Genomic DNA, 15,707 nt, shown 5'->3' with positions numbered 1-15,707 from the left:
GACACAATTTAGTACCTGTCTATAAAGTAGGAAAAGTTTCCTGCTTATCATTTGTCTGTTCAGAAAGTGTCATTTACAAGGCTTGCGAAGTCCGAAAAAACTGAGTTTATTCATCGTAAATGACTAATTTTCGGACGAGCGTAACACAGTAAATGGCACTTTATGGACAGTCACGAATTAAACATCTTTCTCAGATTGTTGTTTAATGATTTAAACCTAAAAGTTTAACAAATAAGTGCAAGGAATATTTCTATATATCTTACAGTATTTTTCATCACTGCCAATATTTTTTCCTTATACGGGCAAACTGCAGTGTTGCGTGGGTTGGTAAAAGATGCATATACCAACGAACCCGTTCCGTTTGTCAATATTGTGATTGAAGGTACAGGCAGGGGTACAACTACCAATGAGAAGGGAGAATTTGTTTTTGAAGATATTGAACCCGGATTTATTCGGCTGCAACTGTCATCAGTAGGTTACGAAAGAAAACTTACTGAAGAGATTAATCTTTCGGCTGTTCGTTCCAACTATGTTGAAATTACTATGCAGCAAAAGACCACTGAGCTTGGCGAAGTAAAAGTTAGTGCCGGTGCTTTTGTACGCAGGGGAGAAACACCCGTTTCTTTGCGGCGGATTGGAATTGAACAGATTGAAAAAAGTGCCGGTGCAGCACGCGACCTTGCGAAAGTGCTTCAGAGCTTTCCCGGTGTTGGCGCAAATGTCTCTTTTCGAAACGATTTGATTGTGAGGGGAGGAGGACCCTCTGAGAATCGTTTTTTTCTGGATGGAATAGAAATTCCCGTGTTAAATCATTTTTCCACACAAGGTGCCTCCGGGGGGTCGGTGGGGATACTCAATGTTGATTTTATCCGGGAAGTAGACTTTTATTCGAGTGCCTTTCCTGCCGACAGAGGGAATGCTTTGAGCTCTGTATTCGAGTTTAAACAGATTGATGCCAATAAAGAAAAACCGGCTTTTAAGGCTACACTTGGTGCTTCTGAATTATCGCTTTCATCCAATACACCGCTCGGTGAGAAGACCGGAGGATTGTTTTCAGTACGAAGATCATACCTTCAGTTTTTATTTGACCAGTTGGGATTGCCGTTCTTACCTACTTTTACCGATTTTCAGTTTCGTACGCGTACCCGGTTTGACTCCAAAAATGAACTTTTATTGTTGGGCGTTGGCGCCATTGATGAGTTTAAATACAACCCGTCTCCTGATCCTACCGGGGAAAACAGGTATATTCTTGAATATCTGCCCTCGTTCGAGCAGTGGAATTATACGATAGGTGCAAGCTTTAAGCATTTCATGGAGCAAAACTATTTTGTAGTTGCCCTAAGCCGTAGTCATTTGAATAACGTAATTTCCAAATATCAGGATAATGATGAAGATGACCCTGCAAAATTGCTAAATGATTATGTCAGCGATGAGATACAGGACAGGCTCAGGTTCGAACTTTACAGTAATCCGGGGGCATACACTATTCGTGCAGGTCTGAATCTTAAAAGGATATCCTATTACAATCGCACTTATACCAGGGTGTTTCGTGAAGGTGTTCCAACCGAGATCAATTACAATTCGGATGTTGATTTTTATAGTTATGGAATTTTTGGATCGGTTTCGCGAACCCTGGCCGACGATAAACTTGATGTGCGATTTGGCCTTAGGATGGATGCCAATAGTTTCAGTGACGATATGAATAATTTGCCGGAGCAGTTCAGTCCCCGCCTTACTTTATCGTACAGATTAGCTCCAACCTTCAGCCTGAATTTTAATACGGGCAGATATTTCCAGTTGCCTCCTTATACAACAATAGGGTTTCGAAACAACCAGGGAACGCTCGTGAATAAAGAAAACGGATTGAGTTATATCTATGCCGACCATTTTGTGGGAGGTGTTGAGTGGCGTCCTAATAATTATACCCGGGTTAGTCTGGAAGGTTTTCTGAAAAACTACGGTAATTATCCTTTTTCGATAACCGATTCGGTGGCATTGGCCAGCAAAGGGGCCGACTATGGTGTTTTAGGCGATGAGGAAGTTACCAGCTCTTCTGATGGTCAAACCTATGGTGCAGAGCTCCTGGTGCGCCAAAAATCGGCCAAAGGCTATAGTTATATACTTGCATATACCTGGGTAAACAGCTTATTTACAGATGTTAATGGAGAGTATGTGCCGTCATCATGGGATGCAGGTCACTTGTTTACGCTAACATTCAATAAATCATTTAAGAAAAACTGGGACTTTGGTTTAAAATGGAGATTTGCCGGAGGGTTACCTTATACACCTTACGACTTGGAGCGGTCTGAAAATGTGGCTGCCTGGGATTTGAACGGCCGGGAATATCTTGATTACAGCCGTTTTAATGAAAAAAGACTGGAGCCGTTTCATCAACTGGACCTGAGAATAGACAAATCCTGGATTTTTCCGAAGTTTTCTCTTGGTGTCTATTTTGATGTTCAGAATGTCTATAACAAGAAGAACGATGATGCGCCAAAACTCATACGAGAACTCGATGAAAACGGCGATCCGGTTATTGAAAACCCCGAAGCTCCCCAAGAGGAGCAGAGATATGCCCTGAAAGAGTTGCGCACCACTTCGGGAACCGTATTACCAACAATTGGAATAATTATGGAGTTTTAGTCTCCAATAGTCAGTAAAAAAAAGCCTAAACGCAGAGAGGTATGTTAGCGTTTATAATTCACACTACTGGCTACTGACTACTGACTAAAAACTACTGACTAAATTACTTATATCTAAAAATCTGACGATCTATTGAGCTTTATTCAGCCGGGTTAAAATTCAGGGTAAAAACCATTACTTCGGGTCTGTTTCCCGTACGAACCGGCGGGCCCCAGGTGCCAAATCCCGTACTTACATAAAAATGGGCGTTCCCTTTTTGTTTGTAGCCCCGGCTTACTTCGTAGATTCGTTTTGTGATGTAGCCAAAGGGCCACATCTGTCCGTGATGAGTATGTCCTGATATTTGAAGATCGACACCGGTATTGGCGACCTCTTCAAGGTTATAGGGCTGGTGGTCTAAAAGAATTACAGGTTTTTGAGTGTTAACCTTTGCCAGTAATTCATCCACCGATTTTCGTTTTTTGTCTGACCTGAAATTGGTATGACGGTCTTCTCTTCCAATCAAATAGAAAGAATTTTCAATGAGGATACTTGTATCGCGCAATACCTTTATTCCATGTTGTTCGAGATAACGGATGGAGGGTTCGCCCCCTCCGATGTATTCGTGGTTGCCGGTGCAGGCGTAGACACCCATAGGCGCTTCCAGTTTACACAATGAATCACCCAGGTTTTGACGAATTACCGGGCCTACATCTTCATCGAGCACATCCCCGGCCATCAGGATAATATCCGGTTCAAGGCTGTTGATGGTATTCACCAGTTTGGCTGTTTTTCGAGGTCCTATGATTGTCCCCAGATGTACATCGCTGACAGCCACAATTTTCAGACTGTCGAGGTTTCCGCCGCTTTTATTAATGGTTAGCGGGATGTTGACAATGCGCGGATACCAGGCATTAATATGTCCGGCTGTAACAATAAGAAACGTAATTCCTGCTACCACAACCCCGGTAAAGAATTTGAATTTTGTGTAATCTGTCCCCGAAATTTTTTTAATAAAAGGAATGCCAAGGTTCACCAATCGGGCCAGATCGATGACAAAAACCTGGAGTGTGGCATAAAGCATCACCGCAAACCAAAATGCGCCCAGCCAGTGAAGCGAAACGGTAAGCGGGTTGTACATGCTTTTTTCCAAAGTTCGGCCGAGCAAATACGAAAACGTGGCTACCACCATGAAAACAATGAACCATGGTCTGATTTTGGGATATGCTTCCAGAGCCTGATATCCTCTTACGGTCAGGTATAAATTGACCAGTATCTGAACTGTGAGAACTATAGCAAAAAACATAATAAATTGACGGGTTTTCATGAAAAAAGTTTAACTGATGCAGGGTAAAGTTGTTCAAAAAACAGACGATTCGGTGTTAGATTATTAGATATTTAGACGAGGAGATGGGAACATTCTATAATCTCTCACTTCTTCACGCCCTCATTCTCTCATCCCCTCATTCCCTCATCCAATGTCAAATATTGATCAACAATCTTGTGACAAGTCGAAAAACAGGCAGTGGCATAATCCGGTAGAAAAAAAGAAACATGTGGGCCTGGAAACCTGCCGGATAGCGAAGTCTGTTTCCTTTTGATCTGGCTGCCCTGAAAATTGTACTTGCCACAACTTTGGGCTCAGCAGCATATTTAAAGGTTGCATTATAGAAATGGGAGACTTTTTGTGAAATAGCGATGTATCTTTCATCGTCGGGAGGGATAATTTCATCTTTCGAGCGGCCGTTAAATTCGGTACGAATGGGGCCAGGTTCAATCAGGCGAACTTTTATATTGAATGGGCGGGCTTCGTAATAAAGGCTTTCGGTAAAACCTTCTACAGCATATTTGCTGGAGTGATACAACGAATAAAGAGGAAGCCCCATACGGCCTGCAATGGATGACAGGTTTATGATTGTGCCCCGCCCGCGTTTTCGCATTAAGGGTAGTATGTTTCTGATGATTCTTAATGTTCCAAAAAAGTTGGTATCCATCTGCCTGACGATTTGTTCGTCGTTGGCCCCTTCGAGAATACCTATGGCACCGTATCCGGCATTATTGACAATGACGTCAATCCCGTTCATGTCATTCCAGGCTTTGTTTATCGTTTCTTCAACATTGTGGGGTTGTGTAACATCCAGCCTGTATACAGCAACGCCTGGGATATTAATCAGGTTTCCCGCGTTAGATGTATTTCTCATTGTGGCGGCTACTTTCCATCCGCGTCTTGCAAAATAACGAACCGTTTCCATTCCGATACCCGAAGAAGCACCGGTTATTAGCATTGTGCTGCTTTTCATCAGTATAAAATTAGTCTAAGTTATTGGTCTGATGGAACTCGCATGATTGAAGGTTATACATGTTCTTGTTGTGGTAACCCTGTCTATGTTCATTTCATCTTACATCTTACATTTAATAGTTATTACGCGGCTGTTAAAATTGTTAAGTTGTTAGAATGTTATATGTTATTAAATCATCTAACAATCCTGACAATCTAAATATCTAATGACCTATTATGGCATGGAACTCACGATGAATCGAAGATCGGCAATATCCAATCTTGTTCATGTCTTTTTTACAATTTGGCACTCCAAGATTCATGTTCGTTTCATATAGTTTCAGTGTGATACGTTGCCTGTCAGTAATCATCTGCTCCAAAAAAAAAAATAAACTCGCTATGGATGTGGGTGATTTTTGTTTGAGAGTGACTCTCAGGTTATGATAAAGATAAGAAAACTATTATAATAGAATGTAAGTTTTTTTCCAATCCATTGAATTACGAATCGAATGCTTTAAATAGTGCGTGTCTATAACAATACTCCGTTAAACTTTTACAGATGTCTGATAATTAATTGTTTACATAATTAATGACACAGGTCGCGACTCTTTCATATTAAAAACTTTGCGTCATTGCGTTAAGGCTTTTTTAACGGACTATTGTATAAACTCGCAAAGATTTTTACAATATGTGTGTCTGTTCAGAAAGTGCCAGTTGCAAGGCTTGCGAAGCCGCCAAAAACGGAGTTTACTACTCGTAAATGAGTATTTTGGAGGCGAGCGTAACACAGCAAATGGTACTTTATGGACAGACACTCAATAATCAAGATTCGAACAATAATCTTATCTTTCTGTTGGATAAGAACTGCCGGAAATAAAAATCCCGGAATCTAAATTTAATGGTCTTGTGTTGAATTACAAATATCTTTTATTTACAGGTCTGGCTTTGGTCTTTTTGGGGATAGGACTCCGGTTGACCGGTTTTGAATGGTATCATTATATTCTTATTCCCGGAATTGGTTTAAAAATAGCTTATCTGGTTATCGGGTTGTTGAATGGCACCCTGGCTGCCGGACGTTACGTTGTTATGTTGTTCGTCGGAATAGCAATGGTAGGGGGCGGTGGGTATCTGAAGAGTGCCATTCCCGGAACCGATCTGGGGCACTGGATTATGATGAGCGGATTTCTGCTGAAAGCTGTTTCCATTGTATTTATGGTTGTTGTAGGTCGGCGTCGCATACGGGCAGCACAAGAACTGTCGACAAAGCGGTAGTTTTTGTGCTGTTTGCTAATAAAACGAGCATGGCAAAGTGTCAACAGTTCATCATCTTCATCTCAACAGTTCAATCGCTCACCAACTCACCCAATTCATCATCTCAGTTAGCTTTTCCCTTCCTTCAGCCATTTGTCGAGCCATCCGAAGAATTCGCGTTGCCAAAGAATTCCGTTTTGAGGAGAAAGTACCCAGTGGTTTTCTTCGGGGAAAAACAGGAATTTCGAGGGTATGCCTCGCAATTGTGCCGCATTGAAGGCAGCCATCCCCTGCGTGTAAGGGATTCTGAAATCTTTCCCGCCGTGAATGACCAGCATCGGAGTGTCCCATTTATCAACAAAAAGGTGTGGAGAGAAATTATATCTTTTATCGGGTTTTTCCCAGTAAGGGCCACCCAAATCCCAGTTAACGAAAAACATTTCTTCCGTGGTTGTATACATCATATCCTGATTGAACACACCACAATGAGATATAAAGGCATTGAAGCGATTGTCATGATTTCCTGCAAGCCAATAAACAGAATAGCCGCCGTAACTTGCGCCAACGGCTCCAAGGTTTTCTTCATCAACAAAAGGCTCTTTTGCAAGTGTGTCTATAGCACTGAGGTAATCCTGCAGGTTTTGCCCGCCATAATCCCCGCTGATCTGCTCTGTCCATTCACGACCAAATCCAGGCAAGCCGCGCCGGTTTGGGGCAACAACTATGTAGTCGTTGGCAGCCATCATCTGGAAGTTCCACCGATAACTCCAAAACTGGCTGACACTGCTTTGTGGCCCTCCCTGGCAATACAAGAGTGCCGGATATTTTTTGCCGGGATCAAAATTGGGAGGATAGATGATCCATGTGAGCATTTTTTTATTGTCGGTGGTTGTAATCCAGCGTTTCTCTACTTCACCCATAGTAAGTTTATTGAGAATGGGCTGGTTGACTTTCGAAATATTTGCAGCTGTTCCATCTATGGGATTGACAGCAAAAATTTCAGTCGGCATGCTCATGCTCGTTCTGGTAGCGATAAGTTGACCACCGGCCGGAATGACTGACGTGTAGTTATGCACACCTTCAGTGATTTTGTGAATATCACCGCCTGGCAGATTAATGCGGTAGATGTCCTCTGTGGCATGGCGGTTACTGATAAAGAAGAGGGCATCTCCCATCAGGTTCCAGACGGGGTTATGTATGTCCTGATCCAGATTTGCCGTATAATCAATTACTCTTCCTGTTTCCAGGTCTTTTATCATCAGCCGGTTTTTGTCGGCTTCATACCCGTCACGTGGCATACTTTCCCATGCCATTCGCAATCCGTCGGGAGAGAATACCGGGTTTTTGTCGTATCCTGGCATTCCTTCCGTTAGGTTTTTTGTGGTTTTTGTATCTATATCGTAAAGGTAAATGTCGGAGTTGGTAGAAAGCGCATACTCTTTTCCGCTCATTTTCTTGCAGGTATAAGCTATTTTCCGGCTGTCGGGAGTCCAGGTTATTTGCTCCATACCTCCAAATGGCTGAAGAGGAGTGTCATAGCGTTCACCTTCCATTATGTCGGTTGCATCCGTAATTAATTTGTCGGGTTTATAAGAGGTAACAAAAATGTGACTGTATTTGTAATCGTGCCAGTGATCCCAATGCCTGTACATCAGGTCTTCCTCTATACGTGCATTTATTTTTGGTAAGTCTGAATACTTTTCGGCAGGTGTTTCATCCAGTTTTACATCCCTGACGAAAAGCAGATGCTCCATATTTGGAGCGTATTTGTACCCTTTAATACCGTCTGGGATGTCTGTTATTTGAACGACTTCTTTCCCGTCGGGCAGCATTTCAAACAATTGTTTGCTTCCCGGTTTATTACTTATGAAAGTGATCTTCTTTCCATCGGGTCGCCAGTTGACATCTGAAATGCTGAAGTTTTCTTTTTCTCTGTCTACCGATACTTTCCTTTTTATTCCAAACGAAATACTGAGTGTCCATGTTCTTTTGAAGGATGGAACTATCCGCTTTTTGTCCGTGCCGTCTATATTCGACACGAAAAGATCGGTGTTGAAAGAATTTTTTTCGATATCAGGCCAGGTTACGGTGTAGAGAATTTTTTTGTGATCAGGTGATATTTTAACATTACCAATTCTGCCAAATGACCACAATATTTCCGGTGTAAGTATACCATTTTCTACTTGAACTTTTTCAGGATTGAAAGCAGGACGCATATCTGTTTTATTTTTGTCTGTACAGCCTGCTATTATTGCCAGGCCGGATACTATAATGGCTAAGTGTTTTTTCATTAGTATATAATTTGATTTTTAAGGCCTAATGGAACTCGTATGTAAGCGTTTAAACATATTGCTTATTGTGGCAAACTTTGCCATGCTCGTTTCATCAGTATAAAATTAGTCTTTATTGGTTTGATGGAACTCGCATGATTGGGTTTATACATGTTTTCTTGTGACAAACCTTGTCATGCTCGTTTCATTTTACATCTGTATAAGTTGTTCCGGCTGTTAGAATTGTTAAGTTGTTAGAATGTTAAGTTATAACTTCATCTAACAATCTAACACTTAACAATCTGACAATCTATTATGTCATTCCCTGCCATGCTTGTTTCATCAGTGTAAAATTAGTCTAAATTATTGGTCTGATCGAACTCCTCCTGCAAGGGGTTATACTTTTTTTAAAAATCCGATCAAACCCGGGACTTGCTGTTGGTTGAATTATTGAAAAATGTATTTGAGAGGGATAAGTTGGGTATATGAGATATACAAAAATAGGGAGTTTTTTTCTTTTGCCTGATAAATTATCACACAAAATCCGCAAGGAAATTGTAGTATTGTCGTATGATTTTTGAAAAATTAACTCTAATCCTTTATTTTTGATGATTGAGTGAATCAATAGAATCCGCAACGAATACATCGCAATTTTAAACAATCGCTTGCGGATTTTGGGTGAGAGAGTTGTGGTTTGTGTTGTGAGTCATATAAATAGTGTTTGTCCATAAACTCGAAAAAATTTTCACAATATGTGTGTCTGTTCAGAAAGTGCCATTTGCAAGGCTTGCGAAGCCGCCAAAACCGGAGTTTACTAATCGTAAATGAGGATTTTGGCGGCGAGCGTAACACAGCAAATGGTACCTTATGGACAGACACTAAATAGTTAATTACCAGATATCTGTAAAACATTAACGGCGTGATATGAATAAAACTGCTCAAAAAAATATCGAAGAGTTGTTCGTCTTTTAAGAATATAAATACCTCAGTTATGACTTTCCAAACTAACCCTGAACTCCGACTTGCCCGCGAATTTGTGGAATTTACCAACCGTAATGTTTTTCTGACAGGCAAAGCCGGGACCGGTAAAACCACTTTTCTTCACAATTTGCAGAAAGAACTTCCCAAACGCATGGTTGTTGTTGCTCCGACCGGAGTGGCTGCCATTAATGCAGGGGGGGTGACCATTCATTCTTTTTTTCAGCTTCCTTTTGGACCAATATTGCCCGGATCAACCGGAGGGAGTGGTCAGGAGGCACGCCATCCTCACCGCTACAGCCGGCAAAAAATTGATATCCTCAGAACACTTGATTTACTGATTATTGATGAAGTGAGTATGGTCAGGGCAGACCTTCTCGACGGTATCGATGAGGTTTTACGCCGCTTCCGAAAAAGTAACAAACCATTTGGCGGTGTACAGCTTCTGATGATTGGTGATCTTCAGCAGCTCGCGCCGGTTGTGAAAGAGGACGAATGGCAATTGCTGAGGCCGCATTATCAATCGGCTTTTTTCTTTGGAAGTCATGCTTTACAGAAGACAGATTATGTGAGCATTGAGCTGAAGCACATTTTTCGTCAACAGGACGAACAATTTATTGAACTGCTGAATAAAATAAGAGACAACCGGCTCGATACACGAGGTTTGAACTTACTCAATAAATGTCACCGGCCGGAAGTGCTGAAAGGCAATTTGGAAGGGTACATCACTTTGACTACTCACAATTACCAATCCCGTAGAATAAATAATGCCCGGCTCGAAGCGCTTGCCGGCAATCCAAGGAAATTTCCGGCGATTGTTGAGGGGAATTTCCCCGAAAGCAATTTTCCGACAGATTATGAACTTGTGCTAAAAACAGGCGCTCAGGTTATGTTTGTAAAGAATGATTCGTCACCGGATAAGCTGTATTACAATGGTAAAATAGGGAAGGTAACAGGGTTTTCAAAAGAAACCATCTTCGTAAAATGTCCGGATGATCCGGAAGCAATTGCCGTAAAGCCCGACAGCTGGGATAACACCAAATATAAGATTGATGAAGAAACCAGGGAAATTCGGGAAGAGGTTGAAGGGACTTTTACGCAATATCCGCTGAAGACTGCCTGGGCGATTACTATTCATAAAAGCCAGGGGCTTACCTTCGAAAAAGCTATAATAGATGCAAATGCTGCTTTTGCTCACGGACAGGTTTATGTTGCACTGAGTAGATGCAAAACACTCGAAGGGCTTGTTTTGACTAATCCTCTTGATGTAAGAGCACTGAAAACAGATCCTGAAGTGAAAAATTTTATCCGCAACGTGGAAGAAAACCCTGCTGATGATGATGCACTGGAGCAGTCAAAAAGAAATTACCGCTTCTCCCTTCTGAAGGAAATGTTCGACTTCACGTCTCTGGAAAGGCAGTTATCCTATACTCTGAGAGCAGTTTACGAAAACAAAAGTTCTGTGGAAAAGGAACTTCACGTTGAACTCGGGAAAATGAAAACACTTGTAACATCGGAATTAAAACCGGTGGCAGAGAAGTTTATTGCTCAGGTGGAGCGAATCATTAATGAAAAAGGAAATAAGGGAAATGAAAGTCTTTTACAGGACAGGTTGAAGAAGGCCTGCGCGTGGTTTTATCAACAGACCGGAAAAGGCCTTGCTAATCCTTTTGAAAAATTCACTATTGAAACGGATAATAAAGCTGTCCGAAAAACTTTAAATCAGGCCTTCGAGCGTCTGCGCGATGAAATAATGGTTCGCCGGTACACGTTCGACGGGTGCAGGGACGGATTTGCGGTAAAGAAATATCTCGAAGCAAAAGCCAAAGGTTTATTGGAGAATGGGAAAATACCGAAAAGTTCGGCCGCAAAGCAAAAATCTGTAAGTGCTTCAGTTGCTCACCCCGAATTATATGCACGATTGAAAAGCTGGCGGGATGAACAGGCGGATGAGTCGAATCGCCCGGTTTATATGATTCTTCAGGTAAAATCGATGCGTCATATAGCCGATACACTTCCCGCTTCACTCAAGGCGTTAAAAAAGATTCACGGTTTTGGGAAAAGCAAATTGGAACAATACGGGCGGGAAGTACTTGATATTGTTCTTGATTATTGTAAGGAGAAAAATCTTGCTTTGCCCGGTGACGAAAAAGAAATATATGAGATTCCTCCGCCTCCCCCGAAGAAAGAAAAGGTTGATACCAAACAGGTGACGTTTAACCTTTTCAAAAAAGGAAAGAATATTGATGAGATTGCCAAAGAGCGACAATTGACCAGGGGTACCATATATAATCATATCAGCCATTTTGTGCGCAAGGGGGAGGTAAATGTATTTCAGTTTGTTTCTTCCGAAAAAGTAAAGGCAGTTGAGGCCTGGCTTAAAGAGAACCATGCAGACACCCTGACCCGGATAAAACAACATTTCGGTGATGAAGTTTCATGGGACGAGCTCAGACTTATTATCAATCATGTTGCGTTTACAAGGAATGAAGATGTTTTGAAACCGGTTAACCGGTAAAGACTCTCCGGCCAGGGCCAGGCCTGGCTACTTTAAAATTTTTTAGTCAGATATCGAATCAGTCTGAATAATCCTCTGAATACCCATAGAATAAGGTAGATAACAAAACTCAAAGCGATGACGTATCCGGCCTGGGTATAAAGTTCGCTCCACATGGTTTCGTAATAAATGATTGCATAAATGTTAAGTCCGGTTCCGGCGATCAGGCAAAGAAGCCAGATGAACAGTTCTTTTTTGATCTGTGCAGGTGTAATGATTATGTTCTTCATCTTATATCTGATATTTTTCCGGTAATGTTATTTTTTCGCCTGTCTCTATGGCTTTTTCTCCCAGTAAGGTCCAGATGCTTGCATTATAGCCTTCCCTGATGAGTTTTTCGGGCGCTTTTCCTTCTCTTACGTGGCTGATAAATCCTTCAAGTTGTAACCCTGTATCGTAAAAATCTGTATTTTCAATGATGGGCTCTCCGTTATATTTTACAGCTGTTTCAGGAACCCAGCTTGCACCTCCTATGTTTACCTTTTCAAACAGCCCCGATTCAATATCGTTCAGTAATTGAAGGATGCCAGGGGCAGGAGGGGGTGTTTCGGTATAATACCGGTTGGTCTCAAATTCTATGGTGCCCTTATGGCCCATGATCTGTTCTTCAAGACCATATTTTTTATTGCTCGTCATTGAGCCATAAATGAACTGAACCCCGTTATCGTAAGAATAGATCAACGCCACGTTGTCATCAACTTCACGCCCGTCTTTCCAGAATACGATACTTCCTGTTCCTGTGACCGAAACAGGCGTTTTGTCCAGGGCCCAGTTGGCCACCTGTATCTGATGGGACATCAGCTCTGTGAGTAGTCCTGCCGAGTATTCTTTATACAATCGCCAGTTGATGAAGCGTTCCATTTTTTCGGTTTTGTCAGGAACCGGACGTCGCCAATCGTTATTTCGGTGCCAGTACGCACGAATCTGACCTAATTGGCCGAGTTTTCCGTCGTGAATGCGTTTTATTCCTTCGAGATAAACGGGGTTGAAAAGACGCTGATGACCAATTTGAAGGATTCTTCCGGTTTCGATATGAGCGTCGTACATCGCCCTGGTATCATCCAAAGTCCTGGCCATGGCTTTCTCACAAAAAACATGGATGCCAGCTTTTAAACAATCTATGGTTATATGTGCATGCTGATGGAGGGGGGTCGCAATGATTACCCCATCGGGTTTTTCACTTGAAAGTAAATCCTCATAATGTAAATATTGTTTTACCTTAATACCTTTTGCGTCGCACATTTTTATCGCCTCACTAAGATGTGGTCTGTAAATATCGCAGAGAGCCACAATTTCCATGTCTTTTGTTTCTGTCAAATCCAACAAGAAGCGCATCAATTGTTGACCTCTGCTGCCGGTGCCAATTACTGCAAGCCGTACCCTGTCCGATGGATTTTACGCGTTGGATTATTGTCGGCAAATGCATTAAGCCAGGGCATGGAAGCCAATGTTGCTGCCGATCCTGAGATGGCCAGTTTTTTCAAGAACTCTCTTCGTGAGTGGTATCGAATACTCTCCATTGTATTACTTTAAAATTTTGAATGATACTTTTTTGTTTTTCGGCAGGTGCTGCAATGAGTGCCGTTGATAAAACTTCGGCAACGGCAGCGGTTTGTGCCTGAACACATGAAATCCGGTCTGATGATACCGGTATCTCTTCTTTTACATTCCAAATGTGTGGGCGTTTATTTTGGCCGGTTTTCGCCTCGCTCACCGAAACGGCGGTATCTGTGAGTTTCCAGACTTCGTCCTGCTTGTTGCCCGATTTTAAAGCAAAAGGCCAGAAATCTCCGTGCGGATGATGCCCCCTGGTTAGAACAGAGCTTCCTCCAAAGCTTAAAAAGGCATTGATTATTCCCTGCTTTTCAAGAATGCCGGCTGCTGCATCCAATGCAATTCCTTTTCCCATTCCTCCAAAATCAAGTGATACATTATCTGTCAGAAAATGCACTGTGTTGTGTCTTCCGTTTATCTGTATCATTTCTTCGGTATGGGCGGCTAATGGGGGCTGAAGTGTGTTTACGCTACTGTTTTCTTTTAGGCACGAGTAAATTTTACCACCAAAAATGTTGAAATAACCATCAGTCTGATTGAGATAGTCGATGCCCAGCCGGATAAAATGCATCAGCAAGGGACTGACCGGAACAGTCCCTCGTGATGCTTTCTGGTTTATTTGGTAAGTTTCAGCTTTGCTATCATATCTGTCAAGCACTTCCTGAAGCCTCTTTATCTTGTTGATAATGGCGGATGATGCATTTTCTGCATATTCCATTTCACAGCCCCAGATAACAATGTCCAGGACAGTGTTCATCAGGAAGGCAGATTTATGATATGGATGCTTAAAGTTTTGGTTCCCATCCTTTCTCATATTCGCGCTCCCACAATGCCATTGCTTTATAGCTGTTTGTAATATGTCCGTTTTCCGGATTGCATTTAAGTATTTCCCCGGTTCGGGAAGATATGTTTGCCAGATGTCCTAACAATGTGCTTATGGCGCCTTCATCAATGGGAGAACGTTGCTTTTCTTTACCGCGTATGGCCTCGAAGAAATTCCGGACATGCACCGTTGACATGTCGCCTCCGCCTCCAAGTTGTGTGCCTCCTTCACTGCTTCCCGATTGCCTTTCGCGGAGGAGGTTACCGCTACGATCGAAAAGTTTGTACCCGCCACGGTCAACCCATACGCTCCCCTCTGTTCCATAGATAATGGTTCCGCGGCCGCCATCATACGTTTTGTGTCCGTTTCGGCTTTTGCCGTCCCATTTTATAACCTTTTTCCCGGGAAAGCGAAAAGTTGCATCCATAGTATCGTACATGGTCCAGCCATCATCGGGCCAATGGTATTTCCCCGAATCAACAATTACTTCTTCCGGAAAAGAAACCTGTAATGCCCATCGGGCAACATCCAGCTCGTGGACGGCATTATTACCGGTTTCGGCTGTTCCGTAATCCCATCCATACCAGTGCCAGTTGTAATCCCATGTGTTGTGTTTGTAGGTTTTGCGCGGTGCAGGTCCCTGCCATAACTCCCAGTTCAGTCCGTCCGGTACCGGAGCTTCGGTGGGATTCACGACTCGTCCCCGGGCGTTGGAATAGAAAGCTTTAGCCAGGTATGGTGTCCCGATCACCCCGTTATGGATTTCATTGATAATTTCGATGGTTTCTGCTGATGAGCGTTGCTGATTTCCCATCTGGATTATTTTACCATACCGGTCGCGCGATTTCACCAGCAGTTCACCTTCATACGGATTATGCGTACATGGTTTTTCAACATAGACGTGTTTTCCGGCGGCATTGGCAAGCCAGGTACCCGGAGCATGCCAGTGATCGGGAGTGGCAATTAACACCGCATCTACATTAGGATCATCAATGACTTTAAAGAAATCTTCTTCCTGTTTCGGGGTGTAATCAAGAACTTTTGCAAATCGTTTGCCTGCGTTTACCATCTGGCTTTGCATAACGTCACATAAATAGAGCAGTCTTACATTACTTTCGGCAGCTGCGATTGGCGGAATGTATGCGCCCAGCCTTCGCCCCAGTCCAATTATTGCAATATTCAGCCGGTCATTGGCACCCATTATCGAGGCATAGCTCCTGGCTGTCATGCCCATGCCTGCAAAAGTTAGTCCTGCTGCTCCTATTGCTGATTTTTTCAGGAATTCCCTTCGTGTATTTTTCTTGTTACTCATAATGATACTTTTTTGAGAGGTCTTTAATTCCAACAGATCGTTAGACTTTTAGATTTAACCTG

General features: G+C 42.5%; 11 protein-coding genes. 3 read left to right on the top strand and 8 right to left on the bottom strand.

Going from position 1 to position 15,707, the window contains the following annotated elements; genetic code table 11:
* Positions 1-312: 312 nt before the first annotated feature.
* Positions 313-2,643: a TonB-dependent receptor gene (locus tag OQ5_RS0117195; protein ID WP_255297613.1), complete on the top strand. Its 2,331-nt coding sequence runs from the start codon at positions 313-315 to the stop codon at positions 2,641-2,643.
* Positions 2,644-2,782: 139 nt separating this feature from the next.
* Here the strand turns inward: OQ5_RS0117195 and OQ5_RS0117190 are convergent, their stop codons facing one another.
* Together OQ5_RS0117190 and OQ5_RS0117185 are read right to left on the bottom strand one after the other, a co-directional pair.
* Entirely contained in the window at positions 2,783-3,928 is a 1,146-nt protein-coding gene (locus OQ5_RS0117190) for a metallophosphoesterase (protein WP_100221954.1), read from the bottom strand.
* 175 nt (positions 3,929-4,103) lie between these two features.
* Positions 4,104-4,922, bottom strand: coding sequence for an SDR family oxidoreductase (locus OQ5_RS0117185; RefSeq protein ID WP_016778666.1), 819 nt, complete (start codon positions 4,920-4,922; stop codon positions 4,104-4,106).
* An 884-nt stretch (positions 4,923-5,806) separates the two neighbouring features.
* Here OQ5_RS0117185 and OQ5_RS0117180 point away from each other — a divergent pair.
* Positions 5,807-6,172, top strand: a complete 366-nt coding sequence (locus OQ5_RS0117180) for a hypothetical protein (RefSeq protein WP_016778665.1) — start codon at positions 5,807-5,809, stop codon at positions 6,170-6,172.
* 107 nt (positions 6,173-6,279) lie between these two features.
* Here OQ5_RS0117180 and OQ5_RS0117175 read toward each other — a convergent pair whose 3' ends face one another.
* A complete protein-coding gene (locus OQ5_RS0117175) occupies positions 6,280-8,442 on the bottom strand; it encodes a S9 family peptidase (RefSeq protein WP_016778664.1) in 2,163 nt (720 codons plus the stop codon).
* 970 nt (positions 8,443-9,412) lie between these two features.
* Between OQ5_RS0117175 and OQ5_RS0117170 the strand changes: the two genes are divergently transcribed.
* A complete protein-coding gene (locus OQ5_RS0117170) occupies positions 9,413-11,917 on the top strand; it encodes a helix-turn-helix domain-containing protein (RefSeq protein ID WP_016778663.1) in 2,505 nt (834 codons plus the stop codon).
* 32 nt (positions 11,918-11,949) lie between these two features.
* On the opposite strand, the gene OQ5_RS0117165 is transcribed toward OQ5_RS0117170, so the two are convergent.
* Genes OQ5_RS0117165 through OQ5_RS0117150 form a run of 5 tightly spaced genes read right to left on the bottom strand, consistent with a single transcriptional unit; the run spans position 11,950 to position 15,645 of the window.
* On the bottom strand, positions 11,950-12,186 hold the full coding sequence (locus tag OQ5_RS0117165; protein ID WP_016778662.1) for a hypothetical protein: 237 nt from the start codon (positions 12,184-12,186) through the stop codon (positions 11,950-11,952).
* A 1-nt stretch (position 12,187) separates the two neighbouring features.
* Positions 12,188-13,291 carry a Gfo/Idh/MocA family protein gene (locus OQ5_RS0117160; protein ID WP_016778661.1) on the bottom strand — a complete coding sequence of 368 codons (1,104 nt, stop codon included), beginning with the start codon at positions 13,289-13,291 and terminating at the stop codon, positions 12,188-12,190.
* Between the two features lie 29 nt (positions 13,292-13,320).
* Positions 13,321-13,476, bottom strand: coding sequence for a twin-arginine translocation signal domain-containing protein (locus OQ5_RS25000; RefSeq protein WP_255297612.1), 156 nt, complete (start codon positions 13,474-13,476; stop codon positions 13,321-13,323).
* Entirely contained in the window at positions 13,437-14,267 is an 831-nt protein-coding gene (locus OQ5_RS0117155) for an FAD:protein FMN transferase (RefSeq protein ID WP_255297611.1), read from the bottom strand. Before OQ5_RS0117155 ends, OQ5_RS25000 begins: the two co-directional genes overlap by 40 nt.
* Before the next feature lie 28 nt (positions 14,268-14,295).
* Complete coding sequence (locus tag OQ5_RS0117150) at positions 14,296-15,645, bottom strand: Gfo/Idh/MocA family protein (RefSeq protein WP_016778659.1); 1,350 nt, start codon at positions 15,643-15,645, stop codon at positions 14,296-14,298.
* Positions 15,646-15,707: the final 62 nt, after the last annotated feature.

It is taken from the genome of Anaerophaga thermohalophila str. Valhall (assembly GCF_000250735.1).
Classification (GTDB): Bacteria; Bacteroidota; Bacteroidia; order Bacteroidales; family Marinilabiliaceae; genus Anaerophaga; species Anaerophaga thermohalophila_A.
The sequence above is the reverse complement of the archived record's forward strand: the minus strand, read 5'-3'. Positions and strand labels throughout refer to the sequence as shown.